The following is a 23,397-nucleotide window of genomic DNA, read 5'->3' as shown; positions in this document are numbered from 1 at the left end:
GACCGCGTCTGTAGGAGCGAGCTTGCTAAGCCAGCGCCTGCATTAGCGCTTGTCAGCCGCCAATGGCGGGGTGCGCGGCGGGATCATGCGTTTGCTGCCGGTGGACTCGAACGCCGATGCCAGGTGCAGCAGTGACGAGTCGTCATAGGCGCGCCCGGCAAAGGTCAGGCCGACCGGCATGCCGATGTCAGGCATCACGCCCATCGGCACGGTGACCGTTGGCACGCCGAGGTGGCGGATGGCGAGGTTGCCGTTGGCGACCCATATACCGTTGCTCCAGGCGATATCCGCCGAATGCGGATCGACATCGGCATTCGCCGGCGCTACATCGGCGACCGTCGGGAACAGCACCGCGTCGAGGCCCAGGCGATCCATCCAGTCTTCCAGATCGAGCTTGCGGGTCTTCTCTAGCCCGCGCAGGCCGTCGGGTACTGTGCTGATCTGGTCCCACGGCGTGATGCCGCGCTCGGCCATGCGCACGTATTCGTCCATGCCGGCAACCAGGTCGCCCTCACGGTTGGGTAGGGTGCCCGGGTCGTGAGGGAAGATCTGCGGGCCGTCGACATCGGCCAGGCGATTCAATTTCGGATCGCCGTTGGCCTGCAGGAAGTCATCGAACGCCCAGGCGGTCAGGTCCCACAGTTCATGGTGCAGGAATTCCTTGGAGACGATGCCGCGATTGAACACGGTCGGCGCGCCAGGGCGATCGCCTTCGCAATTGGAGACCAGCGGGAAGTCCACGTCGATCACTTGCGCACCGGCGTCTTCAAGGGCCTTGCGCGCCTGTTCCCACAGACCGATCACCGAAGGACGGGTGTTGATGCGCTGGCCGGTCGGGCCACCGATGCCCGGCGCTTCGCTGGTGCCGGCTTCAGGGTCGGCGTTGATGTACATGCGCGGAATGCCGAACTTCTTGCCTTTGAGCGCTTCGCTGTTCGCCGCCAGCGCGGCATAGGATTGCGGGCGTACCTCGGACGATTTCGGAATGGGCACCCAAGGCTGCAAGCGCCACAGGTCACCGCGGGTATCCGCGTCATCGGCCACCACCACGTCGAGCACTTCGAGCAGGTCGGCCATGGTCCGGGCAAACGGCACGACCACGTCCATGGTCGGGGTCAGCGGCCAGTTGCCGCGTACCGAGATCACGCCGCGCGAAGGGGTGTAGGCGCACAAACCGTTGTTCGAGGCCGGGCCGCGACCACTCGACCAGGTTTCTTCCGCCAGGCCGAAGGCCGCGAAACTGGCCGCGGTGGCCGTGCCGGCACCGTTCGACGAACCGGAGGCGAAAGGGGCGGTGAGGTAGTCAGCGTTGTACGGGCTCTCGGCACGGCCGTAGACGCCGCGCTGCATCCCGCCGTTGGCCATCGGCGGCATGTTGGTCTTGCCCAGGCAGATCGCCCCGGCGGCGCGCAGGCGCTCGATGGTGAACGCATCGCGATAGGCGATCAGGTCCTTGAAGGCCGGGCTGCCGGAAGCGGCGGTGAGGCCCTTGACCAGATAACTGTCCTTGGCGGTGTAAGGGATGCCGTCCAGCGGACCCAGCACCTGACCCTTGGCGCGACGGGCGTCGGCGGCCTGTGCTTCGGCGAGAGCCTCGGGGTTGCGCACCACCACCGCGTTCAGTGCCGTGGGCGTCTCGGGGCCGTCATAGGCGTCGATCCGCGCGAGATAGGCCTGGACCAGTTCAACCGAGGTGGTCTGGCCGGATTCGAGCGCGGCGCGCAGCTCGGCAATGGAAACTTCGGTGACTTCGATCATGCTGCCACCGCCGCTTGCAGGTGGAGGGTCCCAAACACTTCACTTTTCTCGAAATGGACTTTCATATCGTTATTCTCGTTGCACTGTGTGGCACGACAGGGTCAGGTGTTAAAAATACTGAGCACTATTTAGCATTAAACCGGGATTTTAGGAATCCGTTGTCCAATTTATCTTACAGGCGACTTCACGCCATCCCTGGAACCTGTAGGAGCCGGCTTGCCGGCGATGGGCTCAAGTGCTCCACGTTTATCCAGTTTGCGCGTCATCGTTAAAGTCCATCGCGAGCATGCTCGCTCCTACAGAAGAGCAAAAAAAGGCCACCACAACCCGACGTTGTGGTGGCCCGAGGGTGACTCATTATAGTGGCCCGCGCGCGCAGGCCAATGGATCAGTGCGCGCCGGCAGCCTTGTTCAGGTCGCTTTCGGCCCATTCGGTGTAGACGCAGGCATCCGCGGTGGCCCAGCGCACTCGCACCGGGTCGCCGGCCTTGAGCGGCATACCGGCGGCGGAGAGTGCCTTGACCGTCATCGAGGTGCCGCCTGCGGTGATCACGCTGCAGGTCTGGCTTTCGCCGAGGAACAACACTTCCACGACCTTGGCCGAGACTTCGTTCCAGCCGGCGGCCAGCGGTTCGGCGAGGGCTTGTTCATTGCTCAGGGCCAAGGCTTTTTCCGGGCGCACCATCAGCAGCACGTCCTGGTCGGTTTGCAGGCCGGCGGTGAGTCGGATCGACAGCGGTTGCCCCTCGAAGGTCGCCACCGCATTGCCCTGGGCCTTGAGCTTGAGGAAGTTGGAGTTGCCCAGGAACGAGGCGACAAAGGCGTTCGGCGGGTTCTGGTACAGGTCATAACCGCTGCCCAGGCCAACGATCTTGCCGTGGCTGAAAATCGCGATGCGCTGGGACAGGCGCATGGCTTCTTCCTGATCGTGGGTCACGTAGACGATGGTGATGCCCAGGCGCCGATGCAGCTGGCGCAGTTCATCCTGCAAGTCTTCGCGCAGTTTCTTGTCCAGCGCGCCGAGGGGTTCGTCCATCAGCAGGATGCGTGGCTCGTAAACCAGTGCGCGGGCGATAGCGACGCGTTGCTGCTGGCCACCGGACAGTTGCGAAGGACGGCGATGGGCGAATTGCTCGAGCTGCACCAGCTTGAGCATCGCATCGACCCGGCGTTCGCGCTCGGCGGCAGCCAGTTTGCGGATGGTCAGCGGGAAGGCGATGTTGTCGCGCACCGACAGGTGCGGGAACAGCGAGTAGCGCTGGAACACCATGCCGATGTCGCGCTTGTGCGGCGGCACGTTGACCAGCGACTGGCCGTTGACCAGGATCTCGCCGCTGCTCGGCGTTTCGAAGCCGGCGAGCATCGACAGCGTGGTGCTTTTGCCCGAGCCGCTGGAGCCGAGGAAGGTGAGGAACTCACCATCCTTGATGTCCAGCGAGATGTTGTCCACGGCGGCGAAGTCGCCGTAGTGCTTGTTCAGGTTGCGCAGGCTGACCAGGGATTTGTCATTTTGCTGCGCGGAATCTTTGATCACTGCACTCATGTCGTACTCCTGGCGCTCAAGCGCTGATTTCGTTGCGCCGGCGCAGAGCGGCGGCGATCACCATGACCAGTACCGAGAGGCCGATCAGCAGCGTCGAGGCGACGGCGATCACGGGCGTCAGGTCCTGGCGCAGGGTGGTCCACATTTTCACGGGAAGGGTTTGCAGGGTCGGGCTGGCCATCATCACGCTCAGCACCACTTCATCCCACGAGACGAGGAAGGCGAAGAGGGCGCCGGCAACCATGCCCGGGCGGATCGCCGGGAAGGTCACCTTGAACACCGCTTGCAGACGCGAGGCGCCGCAGATCACCGCCGCATCCTCGATCGACTGATCGAACAGCTTCAGCGAGTTGATGATCGAGATGATGGTGAACGGCAATGCCACGATCACATGGCTGACCACGAAGGCGAACATGGTCCCGGTGTAGCCCAGTTTCAGGAACAGCGCGTACACCGCCACGGCGATGATCACCAGGGGCACGATCATCGGCAGGGTGAACAGGCCGTAGAGCATTTCCCGGCCAGGAAAGCGACCGCGCACCAGGGCGAACGCGGTTGGCAGGCCCAGCGCGACGGCAAAGAACGTCGTCAGCACCGCGACCTTGAGGCTGGCCATGGCCGCGTTCATCCAGTCGGCGTTGGAGAAGAACTGGCCGTACCATTTCAGTGTCCAGCCCGGCGGCGGGAACACCAGCCATTGCGACGAACCGAACGACAGCAGCACGATGAACACGATCGGCAGCAGCAGGAACAGACCGATCAGCCCGGTGGTGGCATAGAGGCCGAAGCGCATCCGGCGGCTCATGGCATTGGGGGTCAGGAGCATGACGGCTTACCTCGCGTTGCTGGCGCCAACCGGGGATTCCGGCTGGAGCTTCAGGTAGAAGTAGAACAGCACCAGCGTGATCACGATCAACAACGCGGCGCCGGCGCTGGCCAGGCCCCAGTTGAGGAACGACTGCACCTGCTGAATGATGAACTCGGGCAGCATCATGTTCTGCGCACCGCCCAGCAGCGCCGGGGTCACGTAGTAACCGAGGGACATCACGAACACCATCAGACCGCCGGAGAACAGCCCCGGCCGGCACAGCGGCAGGAACACCCGGAAGAAGTTGGTCCAGGGGCTGGCGCCGCAGATCGAACCGGCCTGCAGGATCATCGGGTCGATGGCCTGCATGGTCGCCTGCAACGGCAGCACGATGAACGGGATCATGATGTAGCTCATGCCGATCACCACACCGGTGAGGTTGTGCACCATCTCCAGTGGTTGATCGATGATGCCCATCGCCATCAACGCCTTGTTGATCACCCCGGAGGCTTGCAGCAACACCAGCCAGGAGTAGGTGCGGGCGAGCAGGCTGGTCCACATCGACAACAGCACGATGTTGAGGATCCAGCGCCCCCAGCCTCGGGGCACCAGGGTGATCGCCCAGGCCAGCGGGAAGCCCAGCAACAGGCTGAACAGCGTCACCAGGCCCGCCACCGAGAAGGTGTTGAGCAGGACCCGCGCATAGGCCGAGTTGGCGAACAGTTGCTCGTAGTTGCCCAGGCCCGGCACCGGTTCCAGCACGCCGCGCAGCAGCAGGCCAATTAGCGGCGCGAGAAAGAACAGGCCGAGAAACAGCAGGGCGGGGACCAGGTTGCTGGCGCCACGCCAACGCTGTTTCAGCGAAGGCGAGGGTTGCTTTGCAAGGGTCTGGCCGACTGCTGAACCGGCAGCGCCAATGGCGCTCCCGGAGGCCGTGGAAGGACGAGGCGCGGTTGCCGTCATTTTCATTTGACCAGCCATTCGTTCCACCGTGTCGCAATGGCCGGACCGTTCTTGGCCCAGTATGCGAAATCAAGAGTGATCTGATCCTTTGCGTAGGCCGTCGGCAGGTTCGGGGCCAGCGCCGAGTCCAGGCGTGCCACGCTGTCGACGTTGACCGGGGCGTAGGCGGTCAGGTTGGAGAAGTCGGCCTGTCCTTTGGCGCTGCTGGCGTTGGCCAGGAACTTCATCGCCGCGTCCTTGTTTTTCGAACCCTTGGGAATGACCAGGATGTCGGCCATGACCAGGTTCTGCTTCCAGCTTACGCCGACCGGGGCGCCGTCTTCCTGCAGGGCATGAATCCGGCCGTTCCAGAACTGGCCCATGCTCGCTTCACCGGAGGCCAGCAGTTGCTGCGACTGCGCGCCGCCGCCCCACCAGACGATGTCTTTCTTGATGGTGTCGAGTTTCTTGAACGCACGGTCCAGGTCCAGCGGATAGAGCTTGTCTGGCGCTACACCGTCGGCCAGCAGGGCCAGTTCGAGCACGCCAGGGCTTGGCCATTTGTAGAGGGCGCGTTTGCCGGGGTAGGTCTTGGTGTCGAACAGCGCGGACCAGTCCTGGGGCTTGTTGGCGCCGAGCTTGCCTTCGTTGTAACCGAGGACGAAGGAGAAGAAGAACGAGCCGACGCCGTGATCGGTGACGAAGCGCGGGTCGATCTTGTCGCGATCAATGACTTTGAAATCGAGGGGTTCGAGCAAGCCTTCGGCGGCGGCGCGCAGGGCGAAGTCGGCTTCGACATCGACCACGTCCCATTGCACGTTGCCGCTTTCGACCATGGCCTTGAGCTTGCCGTAGTCGGTCGGGCCATCCTGCACCACGGTGATGCCGCTGGCCTTGCTGAACGGGTCGGCCCAGGCCTGCTTCTGCGCATCCTGGGTGCTGCCGCCCCAACTCACGAAGTTGACGCTTTCAGCCGCCAGCAATGCCTGGCTGGTCACACTCAGCAGTCCCGCAAAAAGAACCGCGGTCGCACGTTTGTTCAACACCATTTTCACGCCCTCATTGTTGTGTTTATGAGCGGGGCTTTCGAGTGCCCGCCTATCGGGAGCAGTAGGTCCGTCGAGTCAGTGCTGACTGTCCGGTCTATGGAATATCATATTATGGTATTCCAAACTTTGTGCAAGCACTTTGCCGTACCGGCTATCTGCCAAAAGTGGTTTTTCAGTGTCGACGCATTCCCCCTGTGGGAGCGGGCTTGCTCGCGAAGAGGGAGTGTCAGTCGACATCTCTCTGTCAGACATACCGCTTTCGCGAGCAAGCCCGCTCCCACAGGGGATTGCATTCAGCCGAGGATCACTCGGTGAATGGAATGCTCTCCACTACCTCCAGGTCGTACCCGGTCAAACCCGCATATTTCAACGGCGGACCGAGATGGCGCAGCTTGCCGACACCCAGGTTTTGCAGGATCTGCGCGCCGGTGCCCACCTCCGAATAAATCCGCGACTGCGAACGGCTGAACTGCCGGGGCGACTGGGTCAATTGCGGCACGCGTTCCAGAAGCGCCTGGGAGGATTCGTGATTGGCCAGCACCACCACCACGCCATGGCCTTCGGCGGCGACACGCTGCAAGGCGGCCCATAAGGTCCAGTTGGTCGGCCCGCTGTATTCGGCGCCAACCAGGTCGCGCAACGGATCGATCACATGCACGCGCACCAGCGTCGGCTCATCGCGGCGCAGATCGCCCATGACCATGGCCATGTGGACACCGCCTTCGATGCGATCCTCGAAGGTGATCAGACGGAAGGTGCCATGCACCGTCGGCAAGTCACGTTCACCGATGCGCACGATGGTGTGTTCGGTGCTCAGGCGGTAGTGGATCAGGTCGGCGATGGTGCCGATCTTGATCCCGTGCTTGCGCGCGAACACTTCCAGGTCCGGGCGGCGGGCCATTGTGCCGTCGTCGTTCATCACTTCGACGATCACCGAGGCGGGCGTATGGCCGGCCAGGCGGGCCAGGTCGCAACCGGCTTCGGTATGACCGGCGCGGGTCAGCACGCCGCCTTCCCGGGCGCGCAGCGGGAAGATGTGGCCCGGTTGCACGATGTCGGCAGGGCCTGCGTTGGCGGCGACGGCGGCGGCCACGGTGCAGGCACGATCGGCGGCGGAGATACCGGTGGTCACGCCGACGGCGGCCTCGATGGACACGGTAAACGCGGTGCTGAACACGCTGCCGTTGCTCGGCACCATTTGCTCCAGGCCCAGGCGTTTGCAGTGTTCGTCGGTCAAGGTCAGGCAGATCAGGCCACGGGCTTCACGGGCCATGAAGCTGATTGCCTCGGGTGTGCAGCAGTCGGCGGCCAGCAACAGGTCGCCTTCGTTTTCCCGGTCTTCATCGTCGACCAGCAGGACCATTTTGCCGAGGCGGTAGTCTTCGATGATTTCTTCGATGCTGTTGAAGGCCATGCTGGAGTCTCAGTGTTTGTGGGATGGGTAATGTGGTATACCATAATACAAAATAAACCGAGAGGTCACTATGAAGGCGTACTGGATTGCTCATGTGGATGTCACTGACTCTGATCAGTACAGCCAATACACCCGGCGGGCGCCACAGGCGTTTGCTCTGTATGGCGGTCGGATTCTGGCGCGGGGAGGGCGTAGCGAGGCGATGGAAGGTCGGGCGACGCCGCAGCGCAGTGTGGTGATCGAGTTTGATTCCTACGAGCAGGCGGTGGCGTGCTATCACTCGACGTTGTATCAGGAGGCGCGGGGGTATCGTGAGGGAGTGGCTTTGGCTGAGGTCATCATCGTCGAAGGCGTGGCGCCGCTCTGAACTGACCCTGTAGGAGCGAGCTTGCTCGCGAGAAAGCGGAGAGCAACGCGGGGTGTCAGGTTCCCCGCGTCATCGTTGGCCTCCATCGCGAGCAAGCTCGCTCCTACAGGGGATCTGTGTTTACGGGGTAACGATATTGAACTGCGGCGCAAACGTATCGAGGCTGGTCATCAACTCCCCAAGCTTCTTGCCATTGCCTTGCAGCTTGATCAGGCCTTTCTGGATCGCCGTGGGGATATCCAGTTGCTTGAGGCTGATCTGTTCCAGGGTGGCCTTGCTCATGGTCACGCTGGCATCCGCCTGGGCATTGAGGCCGGCGCGGTGGGTCAGCACGCCGTTGCGCAGGGTCAGGTTGAAGTCCTTGTTCAGGTCCTCGAAGGTCCAGTTCAGGGTCAGGTCATGGCCTGCGGCCTTTTCGCTGTCCAGGCGCACTGCCAGGAAGTCGAAGAACATCTGCGGGCTCATCGCCCGCACCATGTCGACCGACACCGAAGTGCCGGCATGGGGTGGCACGCCATTGCGCAGTTCCATGGCGCCGGTCAGGTACATGTTGCGCCAGGTGGCGTTTTCGCTTTGATAGCCCATCTGCTCCAGCGCCTCGGCCTGGGCTTTGCGCGCATCGCCGTTGTCCGGGTTGGCGAACAGCAATTGATTGCCCAGTTGCGCGGCCCAGCGGTACTCACCCTTGTTCATCGCCGCGCGCATTTTCTCCAGTACCGCCGCTTCGCCACCCATGGCCTCGACCGTGTACTTCGCCGTTTCCACAGGTGGCAATGGATTGAGGTTGGCCGGGTTGCCGTCATAGAAACCCATGTAGCGCTGATACACCGCACGGGTGTTGAAGCTCAGCGAGCCGTAGTAGCCGCGGGTGTACCACTTCTGGTCCAGGCTGCCGGGCAGTTTCTTGATCGAGTCGGCGATTTCCAGCGGCGTCAGGCCCTGGTTCAGTAGGTGCAGGGTCCGGTCATTGAGGAAGGCGTACATGTCGCGCTGGTCGGCGAGGAAGGTGCGGATGCGTTCGCCGCCCCAGGTCGGCCAGTTGTGCTGGGCAAACAACACGTCGCTCTTATCGCCGTATCGCGCCAGGCTGCCGTCCAGGTACTCGGCCCAGGCCTTGGCGTCCCGCACTTGCGCGCCGCGTGGGGTGAGGATGTTGTGCATCATTTGCGTGGCGTTTTCCGCCATGCACAAGGCACGCAATTGCGGCAGGTACAGGTTCATTTCCGCGGGCGCCTCGGTGCCCGGGGTCAACTGGAATTCCACCTCGAGGCCGGCGATGGTGCGGGTTTCCAGTGCCTTGTCGATCAGGTCGGTGGGCGGGATCAGGGTGACGGTGCCGCCGCTCGGCGTGCTCTTGCCCAGGCCGGCATCGACCTGGCCTTTTTCGCCACGGGGCAGCAGGCTGCCGAACTGGAACTGCGCACGGCGGCTCATGGCGTTGCCGGCGTAGACGTTCTCGCTCATCACGTGTTCCATGAACCCGGCGGGGGCGAACACCTTGACCTTGCCGGCCTTGACGTCGGCTTCGTCGATGACCCCGCGCACGCCACCGAAGTGGTCAACGTGGGTGTGGCTGTAGATCACCGCCACCACCGGTTTGTGCGGGCGGTTCTGGTAGTACAGCTCCAGTGCTGCCTTGGCGGTTTCGGCCATGGTCAACGGGTCGATGATGATCAGCCCGTCGTCGCCTTCGATGATGGTCATGTTTGCGAGATCGAGGCCGCGCACCTGATACAGCCGAGGGCTGACTTCGAACAGACCGGCATGGGCGCTGAGTTGGGCCAGGCGCCAGAGGCTCGGGTTGACCGACTCCGGGGCCTGGTCTTTGGCGAGGAAGTCATAGGCCTGGATGTCCCAGATGACCTTGCCCGAGGCGTCCTTGACCTGGCCCTTGAAGGGCGCGATCAAGCCCTTGGTGACAGACTCGTAGTCGGTGCGATCGGTGAAGGGCAGTTGTTTCAGCACGGCGGCGTTACTGGCCGTGGTTTGCGGGCTGGCGGCGACCGGTGCATCGGCGGCGACCACCGATTGCGCCAGGCAGGCAGTGATCAGGCAAGCGAGCAGCCCGCGAGGGCACAAGGTGAAACGAGGCATGGCGTCTCCGTTTTTTATCGTTATGGCTAGACCAGCTTCGAGGGTAGGGCGGGGCACGGGCAGGGCGATCATCGGCAACGGACAAAAAACATTCAGGGCCGCTATCCTTGAGCCACGCATACCCAGCAGGTTGACCCATGCTTGAAGTCCATGGCGTTTTCAAAAGCTACGCCACACCGCAGGGGCCGCTGCCGGTGCTGCAAGGCGTCGACCTGACGCTCAGGCCCGGCAGCAGCCTGGCGCTGATGGGCGAGTCGGGCAGTGGCAAAAGCACCTTGCTGCACCTGATCGCCGGGCTGGACAAGGTCGATCGCGGCAGCATCCGCAGTGGCGGGCATCGCCTGGAACAGATGAACGAAGGGCAACTGGCGAGCTGGCGCCGAACGGAAATCGGCCTGGTGTTTCAGCAATTCAACCTGATCGGCAGCCTGCGGGTCGAAGACAACCTGGCGATTCAGGCGCGTCTGGCCGGGCGCCTTGACCCACGCTGGCAAGCCCATCTGGTGCAGCGCCTGGGCTTGGGTGAGCTGCTGCGGCGCTACCCGGAGCAACTGTCCGGCGGCCAGCAACAACGGGTCGCGCTGGGCCGGGCGCTGGCGTCGCGCCCGCCATTGCTGCTGGCCGACGAACCCACCGGCAGCCTCGATGAAACCACCGGCGCCGAGGTGTTGCAGTTGCTGCTGGAACTGCTCGACGACAGTCCCACCAGCCTGCTGATGGTCACCCACAGTCCCGGCGTGGCGGCGCGGCTGGCGCAAAAGGCCTTGCTGTGCGGTGGTCGCCTGGCCGCTGTGGGCGAGCGCTGACATGGGCATCTTTGGCCAGACCCTGCGCGCGCTGCTCAGCCACTGGCGCCAGCATCCGGTGCAGTTTTTCAGTGTGCTGACCGGGTTGTGGCTGGCCACCGGCCTGTTGACCGGCGTCCAGGCACTCAACAGCCAGGCCCGCGACAGCTATGCCAGCGCCAGTCAGTTGATCGGCGGCGAGCCCCAGGCCAGTCTCAGTGCGCCCGGTGGCGGCACCTTCGCGCAGCAATGGTTTGTCGATCTGCGCCGCGCGGGGTGGCCCGTGTCACCGGTGCTGCAAGGCGGGTCACGCTCAAGGGGCATGAAGAACAGCGTCCTGCAGTTGATGGGCATCGAGCCGGTGTCGCTGCCGGCGGGCGCGGCGGTGGCGGGGCAGGCCTTGGCGATCGAGCAGGTGGTCGGTTTTTTCAGCCCGCCGGGCAGCACCTGGATATCGTTGCAAACCTTGCAGGCACTGGGCTTGCGCGAAGGTGACCGGCCACTGAACCTGGCGGGCGTGGCACTGCCGCCGCTGCAGGTGCAGGCCGACATGGCGCCCGGTGTGCTGCTGGTGGACATCGGTTTTGCCCAGCAGATTCTCGGGTTGCCGGATCAACTGTCGCGACTGCTGCTACCGAAGGATTTCACTGCGCCGCTGCCGCACGCCTTCCAGAGACAGCTGCAACTCAAGAGCGCTGGCGAAGAAAACAACCTCACACGCCTGACCGAAAGCTTTCACCTGAACCTTGCGGCCCTGGGGGTGCTGTCGTTCGTGGTTGGTCTGTTTATCGTGCATGCCGCCATCGGGCTGGCGCTGGAGCAACGTCGGGGTTTGCTGCGCACGCTGCGTGCCTGTGGTGTGAGTGCGCGCATGCTGATCGCCTGTCTCACCGTCGAATTGGGTGGATTGGCCCTGATCGGCGGTGTGGCCGGGGTGGTCAGCGGCTACCTGCTGGCCGGCGTGCTGTTGCCGGATGTCGCCGCCAGCCTGCGTGGCTTGTATGGTGCCGAAGTGGCGGGGCAGTTGAACCTCGGCCTGTCATGGTGGTTCAGTGGTATCGGTCTGAGTCTGATCGGCGCGTTGCTGGCCGGTGTCAACAGTCTGCTGCGGGCGGCGCGTTTGCCATTGCTGGCGCTGGCCGACCCGCAGGCTTGGCATCAGGCCCATGCACGCTGGTTGCGACGTCAGGCTTGGGTGGCGGCAATGGCCGGGGTGATCGCGCTGTTGGCGCTGATCTTCGGCGACAGCCTGGTCAGTGGCTTCGTGCTGATGGCGGCGCTGTTGATCGGCGCCGCACTGGCGTTGCCGGTGGTGCTCAGTTCGCTGCTCAGTCTCGCTTCACAGCGCAGTCGCTCGGTACTGGGCCAATGGTTTGTCGCCGATTGCCGCCAGCAACTTCCGGCGTTGAGCCTGGCGTTGATGGCGCTGCTGTTGGCCATGGCCGCCAATATCGGTGCCGGCAGCATGACCGCAGGCTTTCGTCAGACCTTCAGCGACTGGCTCGAGCAACGGCTGACGGCCGAGCTTTACCTCAACCCACAGAACCCGGCCCAGGCCAGGGAGCTGCACAGCTGGCTCGACCAGCAGCCGCAACTGGCAGCGGTGCTGCCCAACTGGCAGGTGTCGATCCAGTTGCAGGGTTGGCCGACGGACCTGTCCGGGATCATCGACCACCCGACCTACCGCCAGCACTGGCCGTTGCTCGAAGCCCTGGGCGACAATCCTTGGGAACGACTGGCCAAGGACGATGCGGTGATGCTCAGCGAACAACTGGCCCGGCGCCTGCGCGTGCAACCGGGCGACCACCTGACGCTGCCGACTCCCACTGGCCCGTGGTCGCCACGGATCGTCGGGATCTACGCCGACTACGGCAATCCCAAGGGTCACATTCTGGTCAACATCCGACACCTGTTGCGCGGCTGGCCGCAACTGACACCGAACCGCTTCAACCTGCGCATCGAACCGGCGTCGATCCCGGCGTTCGTCACGGCGCTGCAGGCGCGTTTTACCCTGGACGACAGCCGCATCGTCGATCAGGCGCGGCTCAAGGGCTGGTCCACGCAAGTCTTCGAACGCACCTTCGCCGCCACCGCTGCGCTCAATAGCCTGACGTTGTGCGTGGCCGGCGTGGCGCTGTTCATCAGCCTGTTGACTCAAAGCCAGAGCCGTCTCGGGCAGTTGGCGCCGCTGTGGGCGCTGGGTGTGACGCGCCGGCATCTGATGTTGCTAAACCTCGGGCAAACCTGGTTGCTGGCCCTGCTGACCCTGGTGCTGGCGTTGCCGTTGGGCATCGCCCTGGCGTGGTGCCTGGACACGGTGATCAATGTGCAGGCCTTTGGCTGGCGCCTGCCGTTGCGGGTGTTCCCGTTGCAACTGTTGCAATTGATGGGCCTGGCGCTGGTGGCGACATTGCTGGCTTCGGCCTGGCCGTTGTTGCGTTTGTACCGCACGCAACCGGCGGACTTGCTGCGCACCTTTACCCATGAAAATTAATCTCGACGTCTTGCTCCTGGCGCTGCTGGTGCTGCTGTTGAATGGCTGCGATCAACCGGCGCCGGTAGAAAAGGGGTTTGCCGGGCTGGGCAACCAGGCCGCTGCATTTACCAAGGTGGTGCCCGGCCGGGTGTTCAGCTTCCCGGCGGATCACGGCCCGCACGATGGCTTTCGCATCGAATGGTGGTACATCACCGCCAATCTGAAGGACGCTCAGGGGCATGAGTTCGGCGCGCAATGGACGCTGTTCCGCAGTGCCTTGAAAGCCACCCCTGATATAGCCGGCTGGCAGAATCAGACGATCTGGCTCGGTCACGCGGCGGTGACGTCGGCGACGGTGCATCACGCGGCTGAGCGCTATGCCCGTGGCGGCATCGGTCAGGCCGGTGTCAGCGTTGCGCCGTTCAATGCATGGATCGACGACTGGCAGATGAGCAGCCAGGCGCCAGCCGACGATCCGTTGGCCGACCTGCTGCTCAGCGCCCGCGACAAGCGTTTCAGCTACCGGCTGCGGTTGATCTCGACAGGGCCGCTGGTGCTGCAAGGGGACAAGGGGTTCAGCCAGAAATCCGAACAGGGTCAGGCCTCTTACTACTACAGCCAGCCGTTTTTCCAGGCCAGCGGCACCCTGGAAATCGACGGCCAGACCTTTCAGGTCAGTGGCCCGGCCTGGCTCGACCGTGAGTGGAGCAGCCAGCCCCTGACGGCCAACCAGAGCGGTTGGGACTGGTTCTCCCTGCACCTGGACAGCGGCGAGCAGGTGATGCTGTATCGCATGCGGCAAAAGGACGGCGAGCCTTACCTCACTGGCACCTGGATCGACGCCCGGGGGCAGACACAGTTGCTGCACGCCAGCGACATCAGCCTCACACCGCAAGACAGGGCCAGCGTGGCCGGGCGCGAGATGCCCGTGCGCTGGTCGATCAAAATCCCCTCCAGACACCTCGATATCACCATCACCGCGCTCAATCCCCAGGCGTGGATGGATTTGCGCATACCGTATTGGGAAGGCCCGGTGCGCCTCAGTGGCAGTCATGCAGGGAACGGCTATCTGGAAATGACCGGGTATTAGAAAATCAGCGGCCTGCTGCGACCACTCGCTGAACAGCGTCTATGCTCATCGCACACATGGCATTGCGCTTTGCGTCAACGCCGTCTGTTGTCATTCATCACAGGGAAAGTTCTGCCTATGAAACGCCACGCACTGACCAAAGCCATCACCCTCGCAACCTTGTTGTCTGCCGCCAGTTTCGGTGCGGTTGCCGCCGAACTCCCGTTGTCCGAAGTTGTGGTGGTCGATCAGGTTGCCACCCAGGTCGTTTCGGTCGATACCGCAAACCGTATCGTGGTCCTCAAAGGCCCGCAGGGTAATGAATTCCCTGTGCAACTGACCGAAAAGGCGAAAAACCTCGACAACCTCAAGGTCGGCGACAAGGTTGACATCAGTGTGACCAGCGCCGTTGCCGCCTTCCTCGACACCGATGTCGACAAAGGCCTGCCGGGCACTGCCGAAGTCACTGGCGAAGTGCGCGCAGCACCCGGTAGCGACAACCCCGGCGGCGAAGCTTACCGTCAGGTGAAAGTGCAGCTGAAAATCACCCACATCGACCTGAAAAAACACCAGGTGACTTTTGAAAACCCGGAAGGCAAGTCCAAGACGGTTGACGTCAAGCGACCTGAAGTCCAGGCCAAACTCAAGGATTTGAAAGTGGGACAAAGCGTAAACGTGGTTTACACCGACATATTGACGGTGACCAGCAAGCATTGAGATTGAGTTATATGGGCTGATTGTTTTTGTAAAAGTCTTGTACAGGAATAATCAGCTCATAGCGTTTAACTGGCGCGTTTAAAGCGCTGTGCAGCATCGTATTCAAGTCGACATTTCCTTAAACATTGTGTCGATAAATTTCATCTTTGCAGTGCGGACATATTGATTCTCATCTACTAAAATGCTTTCCGTTCGCCCAGTGTACGGCTCTTTACCAGTGCATGGATTGCCGAGGCCATCGCACTGGGCGAACACTTTATTGGTTGTATTGAAAGTTTCGGATATAAAAAAACGGGCGACCTGCGGGTCGCCCGTTTTTGTTTGGAGTTGCAGCGTGGGCATGGTCCCTTGTGGGAGCTGGCTTGCCTGCGATGGTCGTTAACGATAACGCGGGTGAACTGGATGAACGCGGCGCACTGGAGTCCATCGCCAGCAGGCTGGCTCCTACAGTTTCAGCGTGGGCGCGGTCCCTTGTGGGAGCTGGCTTGCCAGCGATGGTCGTTAACGATTACGCGTTTGGACTGGATGAACGCGGCGCACTGGAGTCCATCGCCAGCAGGCTGGCTCCTACAGTTTCAGCGTGGGCGCGGTCCCTTGTGGGAGCTGGCTTGCCTGCGATGGTCGTTAACGATAACGCGTTTGGACTGGATGAACGCGGCGCATTGGAGTCCATCGCCAGCAGGCTGGCTCCTACAGGTATTGCGTTATCGGTGTTGCCCGAAATTGCGTGAAGAGCCTTTTTCATTGGCTTGAACAACATCGGCCAACGCCGCGAAACACTGTTCGATCGAGCGCCGCTGGCTCTCGGCATACAACGCCAACTCATCGATCGTCGAACGCCCCAGGGCCTTTTCGAACGCCTGCTGATTGGAGTGCACGCCGTAACGGGTTTGCGCCGCGTCCCCCAGGTTTGACTGAAAAATCCCCGCCGCGCTGACCGGCAGGAAGTCTTCGTACACCAACGGTTCAACTCGCAGGTAACCGCTGCCGAGCAGGTCTTCCAGGGCGGTATTTTTCAGGTTGCCCGCCGCCAGGCCTTTTTCCGTCACAAAGTAGCGGAAGTAAGCCAGGCCCTGTTGGCGCATGCCTTCCCAGGTGTCGGGAAACTCGCTGAAATGCTGCGCCATCAGGGCGTTATAGCGCGCGGCGTTGGCTTCGTTGGGGAAGTCCTTGAGTTCGTCCCGCGCGGCATTGAGCAAGCGGTCGTACAGTGCGCGGCCTTTTGGCGTGAGGGCGGCACCGCGCTGTTCGATCTCGCCGAAACGGGCACTGTGGCTGCCGCGAGCTTCGTTCTGATCGGTGAAGGCAATCGGCTCGTCGAGGGCCTTGAAACTGGTCTGGCGCAGCAGGATCGGACACTGGCGGCGGGGCGGACCTTCGATCACCGCTTTGGGGGTAATGCCGTGGGCGGGCATTTGCGCCTGGACGATGTCGATGTCCAGGGTCCGTGGCGTCAGGTGGTTGATGTGCGGGCCCTTGAACGCCACCACGTCGGCGATCAGCCGATGCTGGGCGCTGAGTTTCTGATACTGCTCGGCGGTGACGGTGGCGCTGTGGTGCCAGCGGAAGGTTTCCAGGGCCTGTTCGACGAATTCCAGGGCTTGCGGTTCGGTCAGGCCACCCTCGGATTCGGCACGCTCGATGAGCGTGAGGGCTTTGGCGGTGAAGATCGAGCGCCGGTCGAGCATCGACTGGGCGAACGCTCGCAGTTCCAGGTCTTCGATCAACTCCAGGCGCAGCAGCGAAGTGAATACCCGGAACGGGCTGATCTGCAAGGACGCTTCATGCACTGCGCGAAACGCCGTGGAATGCACCGGTACGCCGGCCGGTGTCAGGTCGTAGTAACCCACCGGTTGCATACCCATCACCGCGAACAGGCGGGCGAGGGTCGCCAGCTCATCGGCCGTACCGACGCGGATCGCCCCATGGCGCTCCAGGTCCAGGCGCTCGATTTCGCCGGTGCTGGTGAGCTGCTGCAGGATCTGCGGATCGCTTTGCAGCACGTGACGGTTGGTCTGCTCCACCAGTTCCATCAACGCGCCGTACAACGGCACTTCCTCGCGGTACATGTCGGACATCGCTTTGGAGAAGCGTTGGCGGATCAGGTCAGGGCTGACGAAGTTCGGGTGGTTCATGAACAGGATTCCTGGCGCGGTGACGTAAAGGATGGGCAAAAGATCGCAGCCTTCAGCGACGCCGACAAACGAAGTTTCTGACGAACTTCATTCTGCAAAGGACTGTAAACGACTACAAACCTAGTGGAGTCGTTGATCCTGTGGACTCTCCGAGCGCAGTGATGCCAAAAAATCCCGATACAGGCGCGCCGAACCTGAGGGCGCTTCCACCATGGGCATGTGCCCGATGGCGTCCCAGATATGCACGCGCAGGTCGGCGATGCCCTTGCTCCAGACCGCCACGCTGCTGACGTCGATCAGCCGGTCCTTGCGCCCCCACAGCAACAGCGCCGGGACGCTGATGTCGGGCAGGCGGGGCTCCATCGGCGGGCTGGCGCGGAAATCGCGGAAGATTTCTTCCAGCTCCTCGCGGGACTGTTCATAGCGCTGGGCCACGGCATCGAGCACGAGCTTCGGCACCCAGGGCGGGGACGCCATGGTCATGGCGTAGAAACGCCGGAATTCTTCCCGCGAATGAATCAGAAACGGGTTGTGGCCCTTGGCCAAATGCCGCTCCAGGTCACTGGGCTCGGGCGAGGTGACCCCGGCCGGGTCGATCAGGGCCAGGGACACAATGCGCTCCGGGTAATTGGCCGCGAGCCATGCCGCCATGTAGCCACCCATGGAGTTGCCGATGACATGGACTTTCTCGACGCCGCACACGTCCAGCAGCTGGATCATGCGCTTGGCCTGCAGCGGGATGTCGTAGCCGCCGCCGGCCTTGAAGCCGGTTTCGCCATGGCCGGCGATGTCCGGGATGATCACCCGGTGGCTGCCGACAAAGTGCCGGGCGAAACGCAGCCAGAGGTTCTTGTCGGCGCTGAAGCCATGGAGCATCAGCACACTGCTGGTGGCTTCGTACGGCCCGCCTTGCCAGGTCGAGACGGTCATCTCGGGGATGGGCACGACGATCTTGTGCAGCCGGTACAGCTTGGCCTCGGCCGCCATGCTCAGGTCATAGAGCCAGTAGCCGATGGCCGGGTAGGTCAGCCAGCTCCAGGCGACGAACACTGCGAGAACCACGAACAACAAAAGCATCACGCGTCTCCCTTCTATCAGCTCAGGACAAAATGTGATCGGCGGGTTTCAGCGCTCGGGTCAAGCGATGAAAGCTGAAACTGAACCCCGGAAACATCGCAATCACATGACCGCTCTTGCTTTGATACCAACTGTGGCAACCACCGGACTTCCACACGGTACGTTCCATTTCCCGGTGGATCATTTCAGTGTAGGTACGTTCCGCCTCATGGCGAACTTCGATGCTGCGTAAACCTTGAGCCTGCAAGGTGCGAATGCAGTCGAGGATGTAATTCATCTGCGATTCGATGATGAACAGCGCCGAGGTGTGGCCGATCCCGGTGTTCGGCCCGGTGACGATAAACAGGTTGGGAAAGTCGGGCAGGGCGGTGCCGAGGTAGGCCCGAGGGTATTGCGCCCAGACCTCCTTGAGGCGGGTGCCGTTTTTTCCCGTGACCGGGTAGGAAATCACCCCGTCGGTGGCGTCGTAACCGGTGGACCAGACGATCAGGTCCAGGTCGATGTGCTGGCCATCCAGGGTGACGATGCCGGTTTCGTCGATGGCGGCGATGCCTTGCTCGCGGCTATGCAGCGTCACGTTGCGCCGCGCCAGTGCCGGGTACAGCGTGCTGGACAGGATCACCCGTTTGCAGCCAATGGTGTAGTCCGGGGTCAGTTGACGCCGCAGTTTGGCGTCCGGCACCTGGCGTTTGAGAAAACGCAGGGCCTGGCGCTGGACCATGTGTATCGCCGGCTTCGAATACTTGAAGGCAATCACCCGGGTTTCGAACTGCCAGTAGATCCCCCAGCGCAGCAGTTTGTAGGCCGGCTTGAGCCCCAGCAGCCAGCGCTGGAAACGGCCAAAGCGGCGGTCGGCCCGGGGCAACACCCAGTGGGGCGTGCGCTGGAACACATGCAAGTGCCCCACGTCCGGGGCGATGGCCGGTATCACCTGGGCCGCACTGGCGCCGCTGCCGACGATGGCCACGCGTTTTTGCCGATAGTCGTAGCCGTGATCCCAGTTGTTGGTGTGAAACGATTTACCTTGAAAACGCTCCTGTCCCTTGAAGCGCGGCACCACCGGTTGGCTCAGCGGCCCGGTCGCGTTGATCAGGAACTGCGCGCAATACGTGCCCTTGCCGGCGGTGTAGACGGTCCAGCGCTTGCTGGTGTCGTCCCATTCGATGCGTTCGACATTCGCGTCCAGTTCCACCTTGTCGCGCAGGCCGAAGTGTTCCACCACGTGGCGGGTGTAGCGATGCAGCTCGGCCTGTTCGGCGAACATCTGCGTCCAGCGATAGGGCGCGAAAGACAACGAATACAGCGGCGAAGGCACGTCGACGGCCGCGCCGGGGTAGGTGTTCTGGCACCAGGTGCCGCCGAAGAAATCCCGCCGCTCCAGCAGGCGAAAATCGTCGATGCCGGCCTTGAGCAAATTGATTGCTGCACATTGGCCGCCAAACCCGCTGCCGATGATCAATACTTGAAAGGTCTGCATGGGCCTCCTCTTATGGTCATTGATCAACCCCTTCTTTCATGTATAGCCGTTTCTGGGGTGAGGCTTTTGCTTTTATGTGAGGGTGATGTCGCGATATTCAGCCCGCCAGCCGGTGATGGCTATTTAATCTCGCCCTGATAGACTCCAGCGCACAGGCACAGGCTGTTATCGCATTTCGTCGAGTGGCACAGAGGCCTTATGGAAAAAGCGGGAGGAAAGGGTTTCTCATTGGCCAGGAGGCTCTATACATCGCGAATCCTGGGGGTGGCCCTGGGATTGGTGTGCGTGAGCGCGGCGATGTATCCACTCGATCCGGCGCCTTGGGTCTGGGGGTTCATGTGGTTCAATGGCCTGGTCTGGCCGCACGTGGCTTATCAATGGGCGCGTCGGGCCAGAAAGCCTTATCACGCCGAACACCGCAATCTGCTGATCGATGCCTTTCTCGGCGGCTTCTGGATTGCCGCGATGCATTTCAATCCACTGCCCAGCGCGACCACCATTTCCATGATGGCCATGAACAACGTGGCCATCGGCGGCATGCGCTTCCTGCTGGCCGGGACGGCCGCGCAAGTGCTGGGCATTGGAGTCGGTTTGCAGATTTTCGCCCCGGCGTTCATTCCAGCGACCAGCCCGCTGCAGCTCTATGCCTGTTTGCCCTTGCTGTGCCTGTATCCGTTGGCGCTGGGCTGGATCTGCTTCCGCCAGGCCCATACCCTCGGCCGCCAGAAGCGTGAACTGCTGGCACTGAGCCGCACCGACAGCCTGACGGGCCTGTTCAACCATGGCACCTGGAAGGACCAGCTGGAAGTCGAGTTCCAGCGCTGCAAACGCCAGCAAAAAGGCGGGGCGATTGCCCTGATCGACATCGACCATTTCAAGGCCATCAACGACACCTACGGCCATGTTGCCGGTGACATCGTCCTGCGTCAGTTGAGCAAAATGCTCAAGCAGAACCTGCGAGCGACCGATGTGGCCGGGCGCTACGGCGGTGACGAGTTCTGCGTGATCCTTCCGGACCTGCCCCTGAACCGCGCTGCCATGGTCATGGATGCCCTGCGTGATCGCTTCGCCACCTTGGGCTACGAGCAGAGTCCGGCGCTGAAAGTCAGCCTGAGCATTGGCCTGGCGTCATTCGACCCGACGCACACCGATGCCACGCTTTGGCTCAACGACGCCGATCATGCACTGTACGAAGCCAAGACCACCGGGCGTAACCGCGTGATCTGTTGCGGCAATGGCAAACCCCATCGCGAACTGCTCGACTCGGCGTGACCTGTGGGAGCGGGCTTGCCCGCGATGGCGGAGTGTCAGGCAGCGGGGATGTTGGCTGTGATGGCCTCTTCGCGAGCAGGCTCGCTCCCACAAGGATCTGGGGTGAATACAAAATTTGTGTTCAACAAAAATCAGCTGTGGGAGCGGGCTTGCCCGCGAAGGCGGAGTGTCAGGCGGCATGGATGTTGGCTGTGATGGCCTCTTCGCGAGCAGGCTCGCTCCCACAAATGATCACGGGTGGATGCAAATGATGTGTTCACCGCAGATCCACTGTGGGAGCGAGCCTGCTCGCGAAGGCGGTGTATCGGGTTAAACCGTCATTCCTTCACGCTCATGAACTCTTCCGCGTAGCGGATGTATTCCTCAGGTTGCGTGTAGGTGTGAGTCAGTTCGGTCGCGCTCAGGTCCGACGTCTGGGTGAGGATCTGGCGTTGCTCGCGCAGGCTGTCGTAGGTCGCCTTGATCGCGGCGAAGTAGGCGCCATGGCCGTCGATGGTCACGCGCACACCCAGTTCGGCCAGGCGCTTGTCGTCCCGCAGCAGCGGGTTGCCGTAGGTGACCAGCATCAGCGGCACGCTCAGGTGCTCGGCGATCTGCTCCAGATGGTCGAAGTCCTTGACGCCCACCATGCAGATCCCGTCGGCCCCGGCTTGCTGGTATTGCCGGGTGCGGCTGATGATTTCCTGCACCGGCAGAATCCCGGCGTGGGTGCGGGCGATGATCGCCATTTCCTTATCGCAGCGCGCTTCCAGTGCCGCGCGGATCTTGCCGACGCCTTCGGCGACCGTGATCAGGTCGGTGGATTTGCGGCCGAACTGCGCGGGCAGCAGGGTGTCTTCGATGGTCAGCGCGGCGACGCCGGCGCGTTCGAGCTCGACGATGGTGCGCATGACGTTGAGCGCGTTGCCGTAGCCGTGGTCGGCATCGGCAATCACCGGCAACTGGGCGACACGGCCGATGCGGGTGGCCTGTTCAGCGAACTCGCTGAGGGTGATCAGGGCAAAGTCAGGGGCGCCCAGCACCTGCAGCGAGGCGACCGAGCCACCCAGGATCCCGACTTCGAAGCCCAGGTCGGCGGCGATGCGCGCCGACATCGGGTCGAACACCGAGGCCGTGTGGTAGCAGGTGTTGGAGGCGAACAGTTGGCGAAAATTGCGGCGCAAATCTTGATGAGAAAGCCTGGACATATGAGTTCCACCAATGGAATGGAAGGGCTTGAGCAAAAGTGTCAACGCCGAAGAAATAAAAGGCTATCACGCGAGCAGTGGGAGAATGATGACGAATTTGCTGGGTAAGCCAGATTGACGCCTGAGGCAGGAAACTGATAGGTCACGCCGCTGCGGCCTGGTGCCGCTGGTTGAGCAGCGGCACGGCGCGCACCGAGTCGCCGGGCTGCAGCTGCAAGCGCTTGGCGGTCAGGCGATCGACCACCAGGCTGTTGCCCGCCAGGCGGGCCGGGACGCAGGTAATGCGGCAGTTTTCCAGGCGACGATTGTGAATCAGCCAGAGCGGATCGTTAGCGTCCGGCGAGCCGATGGCCAGTTGCAGCGGTCGGCTGTCGCATACGGTGCGGATACCGGAAACCGGGGCCTCGATGACCGGTCCGCCGTCGAAGATATCGATATGGCCGTTGTGGGCAAAGCCTTCGGCGCTGAGGATTTTCAGGGCCGGCTCGGTGTTCGGGTGGGCCTTGCCGATCACCGCCTGGGCCTGTTCGGTGAGCAGGCAGGTGTACAGCGGCTGGCGTGGCATGAGTTCGGCGATGAACGATTTGTTGCCCAGCCCGGACAGGTGATCGGCATGGCTGAAATCCATCTTGAAAAAATGCCGGCCGAGGCTGTCCCAAAACGGTGAGCCGCCTCGTTCATCGGTACTGCCGCGTAATTCGGCGATCAGCCGGTTGCCGAACAGCTGCGTAAACTCGGCCACGAACAACAAACGCCCGAGCGAAAGCAAACGGCCGTTGCTTCCCTGGCGCTGATCGGGGCGCAGGTACAACGAGCAGACTTCCGATTGCCCGGTCAATTCGTTGCTCAGGAACAGGGTCGGGATCTGGCGCTGGATACCCAGGTCCGCGCAAGCACTGACCGTCAGCCCGACCCGGTAGTTGTACCAGGGCTCGCGCAGACCGATTCCACCCGTCAGGGCACTGACGCCCACCACCTGCTGCTCGTCGTCCTCGAGCACGAACAGGTAATCGGCATCGGCCCGATCGACCTGCCCGGCGAAGGTGCGTTGGGCCCAGCGGATCCGGTAGGCCAGGCGTTCTTCGTCGGCCGGCAGGCTGGTGAGTCCGGGGCTGGCCTGACGCACCAAGGTGAACAAGGCGGGCAGGTCGGTGATCTGGACCGGGCGGACAATCATGCGGCTGTTCCTTGTTCATGGGTGTTCAGGCGTTGGCGTTGACCCAGGCG

General features: G+C 62.5%; 19 protein-coding genes and 1 pseudogene. 6 read left to right on the top strand and 14 right to left on the bottom strand.

The window, feature by feature from the left end; genetic code table 11:
• Positions 1 to 42 precede the first annotated feature (42 nt).
• The 6 genes from PPUTUW4_RS16400 to ribBA all read right to left on the bottom strand — a co-directional run bounded on the left by PPUTUW4_RS16400 (position 43) and on the right by ribBA (position 7,514).
• Positions 43 to 1,758 carry an amidase gene (locus PPUTUW4_RS16400; protein WP_015095697.1) on the bottom strand — a complete coding sequence of 572 codons (1,716 nt, stop codon included), beginning with the start codon at positions 1,756 to 1,758 and terminating at the stop codon, positions 43 to 45.
• A 388-nt stretch (positions 1,759 to 2,146) separates the two neighbouring features.
• On the bottom strand, positions 2,147 to 3,301 hold the full coding sequence (locus PPUTUW4_RS16395; RefSeq protein WP_015095696.1) for an ABC transporter ATP-binding protein: 1,155 nt from the start codon (positions 3,299 to 3,301) through the stop codon (positions 2,147 to 2,149).
• Between the two features lie 16 nt (positions 3,302 to 3,317).
• Positions 3,318 to 4,127, bottom strand: coding sequence for an ABC transporter permease (locus PPUTUW4_RS16390; RefSeq protein ID WP_007976227.1), 810 nt, complete (start codon positions 4,125 to 4,127; stop codon positions 3,318 to 3,320).
• Between the two features lie 6 nt (positions 4,128 to 4,133).
• A complete protein-coding gene (locus PPUTUW4_RS16385; protein WP_015095695.1) occupies positions 4,134 to 5,078 on the bottom strand; it encodes an ABC transporter permease in 945 nt (314 codons plus the stop codon).
• Positions 5,075 to 6,100, bottom strand: coding sequence for an extracellular solute-binding protein (locus tag PPUTUW4_RS16380; protein ID WP_015095694.1), 1,026 nt, complete (start codon positions 6,098 to 6,100; stop codon positions 5,075 to 5,077). Before PPUTUW4_RS16380 ends, PPUTUW4_RS16385 begins: the two co-directional genes overlap by 4 nt.
• A 304-nt stretch (positions 6,101 to 6,404) precedes the next feature.
• Entirely contained in the window at positions 6,405 to 7,514 is a 1,110-nt protein-coding gene (gene ribBA, locus PPUTUW4_RS16375) for a bifunctional 3,4-dihydroxy-2-butanone-4-phosphate synthase/GTP cyclohydrolase II (protein ID WP_015095693.1), read from the bottom strand.
• Between the two features lie 70 nt (positions 7,515 to 7,584).
• Between ribBA and PPUTUW4_RS16370 the strand changes: the two genes are divergently transcribed.
• Entirely contained in the window at positions 7,585 to 7,881 is a 297-nt protein-coding gene (locus PPUTUW4_RS16370; RefSeq protein ID WP_015095692.1) for a DUF1330 domain-containing protein, read from the top strand.
• A gap of 120 nt (positions 7,882 to 8,001) precedes the next feature.
• On the opposite strand, the gene PPUTUW4_RS16365 is transcribed toward PPUTUW4_RS16370, so the two are convergent.
• On the bottom strand, positions 8,002 to 9,975 hold the full coding sequence (locus PPUTUW4_RS16365) for an alkyl sulfatase dimerization domain-containing protein (RefSeq protein ID WP_015095691.1): 1,974 nt from the start codon (positions 9,973 to 9,975) through the stop codon (positions 8,002 to 8,004).
• 137 nt (positions 9,976 to 10,112) lie between these two features.
• On the opposite strand from PPUTUW4_RS16365, the gene PPUTUW4_RS16360 reads away from it, so the two are divergent.
• The 4 genes from PPUTUW4_RS16360 to PPUTUW4_RS16345 all read left to right on the top strand — a co-directional run bounded on the left by PPUTUW4_RS16360 (position 10,113) and on the right by PPUTUW4_RS16345 (position 15,022).
• Complete coding sequence (locus PPUTUW4_RS16360) at positions 10,113 to 10,781, top strand: ABC transporter ATP-binding protein (RefSeq protein ID WP_015095690.1); 669 nt, start codon at positions 10,113 to 10,115, stop codon at positions 10,779 to 10,781.
• Between the two features lies 1 nt (position 10,782).
• Complete coding sequence (locus PPUTUW4_RS16355) at positions 10,783 to 13,254, top strand: ABC transporter permease (protein WP_015095689.1); 2,472 nt, start codon at positions 10,783 to 10,785, stop codon at positions 13,252 to 13,254.
• Positions 13,244 to 14,326, top strand: a complete 1,083-nt coding sequence (locus tag PPUTUW4_RS16350) for a lipocalin-like domain-containing protein (RefSeq protein WP_015095688.1) — start codon at positions 13,244 to 13,246, stop codon at positions 14,324 to 14,326. The genes PPUTUW4_RS16355 and PPUTUW4_RS16350 overlap by 11 nt, the downstream gene beginning before the upstream one ends.
• A gap of 117 nt (positions 14,327 to 14,443) precedes the next feature.
• Entirely contained in the window at positions 14,444 to 15,022 is a 579-nt protein-coding gene (locus PPUTUW4_RS16345; RefSeq protein WP_015095687.1) for a hypothetical protein, read from the top strand.
• A 102-nt stretch (positions 15,023 to 15,124) separates the two neighbouring features.
• Here the strand turns inward: PPUTUW4_RS16345 and PPUTUW4_RS29490 are convergent, their stop codons facing one another.
• The 4 genes from PPUTUW4_RS29490 to PPUTUW4_RS16320 form a co-directional block, all read right to left on the bottom strand.
• Positions 15,125 to 15,364, bottom strand: coding sequence for a hypothetical protein (locus tag PPUTUW4_RS29490; RefSeq protein ID WP_041474899.1), 240 nt, complete (start codon positions 15,362 to 15,364; stop codon positions 15,125 to 15,127).
• Between the two features lie 362 nt (positions 15,365 to 15,726).
• On the bottom strand, positions 15,727 to 17,157 hold the full coding sequence (locus PPUTUW4_RS16330; RefSeq protein WP_015095685.1) for a VOC family protein: 1,431 nt from the start codon (positions 17,155 to 17,157) through the stop codon (positions 15,727 to 15,729).
• A 120-nt stretch (positions 17,158 to 17,277) separates the two neighbouring features.
• On the bottom strand, positions 17,278 to 18,234 hold the full coding sequence (locus PPUTUW4_RS16325) for an alpha/beta fold hydrolase (RefSeq protein ID WP_015095684.1): 957 nt from the start codon (positions 18,232 to 18,234) through the stop codon (positions 17,278 to 17,280).
• Positions 18,235 to 18,256: 22 nt separating this feature from the next.
• Entirely contained in the window at positions 18,257 to 19,711 is a 1,455-nt protein-coding gene (locus PPUTUW4_RS16320) for an NAD(P)/FAD-dependent oxidoreductase (protein WP_015095683.1), read from the bottom strand.
• A 198-nt stretch (positions 19,712 to 19,909) separates the two neighbouring features.
• Here PPUTUW4_RS16320 and PPUTUW4_RS16315 point away from each other — a divergent pair, with 198 nt between their 5' ends.
• Positions 19,910 to 20,983 carry a diguanylate cyclase gene (locus tag PPUTUW4_RS16315; protein WP_015095682.1) on the top strand — a complete coding sequence of 358 codons (1,074 nt, stop codon included), beginning with the start codon at positions 19,910 to 19,912 and terminating at the stop codon, positions 20,981 to 20,983.
• Here the strand turns inward: PPUTUW4_RS16315 and PPUTUW4_RS30335 are convergent.
• From PPUTUW4_RS30335 to astA, 3 genes and pseudogenes are all read right to left on the bottom strand, one after another.
• Positions 20,982 to 21,098, bottom strand: a pseudogene (locus PPUTUW4_RS30335) (metal ABC transporter ATP-binding protein); the annotation flags it as partial. The gene PPUTUW4_RS16315 and the pseudogene PPUTUW4_RS30335 overlap by 2 nt on opposite strands.
• 202 nt (positions 21,099 to 21,300) lie before the next feature.
• The gene (locus tag PPUTUW4_RS16310; protein ID WP_007975765.1) at positions 21,301 to 22,170 is read right to left on the bottom strand and encodes an oxaloacetate decarboxylase; all 870 of its coding nucleotides are present in this window, start codon (positions 22,168 to 22,170) and stop codon (positions 21,301 to 21,303) included.
• Between the two features lie 142 nt (positions 22,171 to 22,312).
• Positions 22,313 to 23,347, bottom strand: a complete 1,035-nt coding sequence (gene astA, locus PPUTUW4_RS16305) for an arginine N-succinyltransferase (RefSeq protein ID WP_015095681.1) — start codon at positions 23,345 to 23,347, stop codon at positions 22,313 to 22,315.
• Positions 23,348 to 23,397: the final 50 nt, after the last annotated feature.

It is taken from the genome of Pseudomonas sp. UW4, assembly GCF_000316175.1.
Classification (GTDB): domain Bacteria; phylum Pseudomonadota; class Gammaproteobacteria; order Pseudomonadales; family Pseudomonadaceae; genus Aquipseudomonas; species Aquipseudomonas laurylsulfatiphila.
Note: the sequence above shows the minus strand (reverse complement) of the source record. Positions and strands in the feature narration are given on the sequence as shown.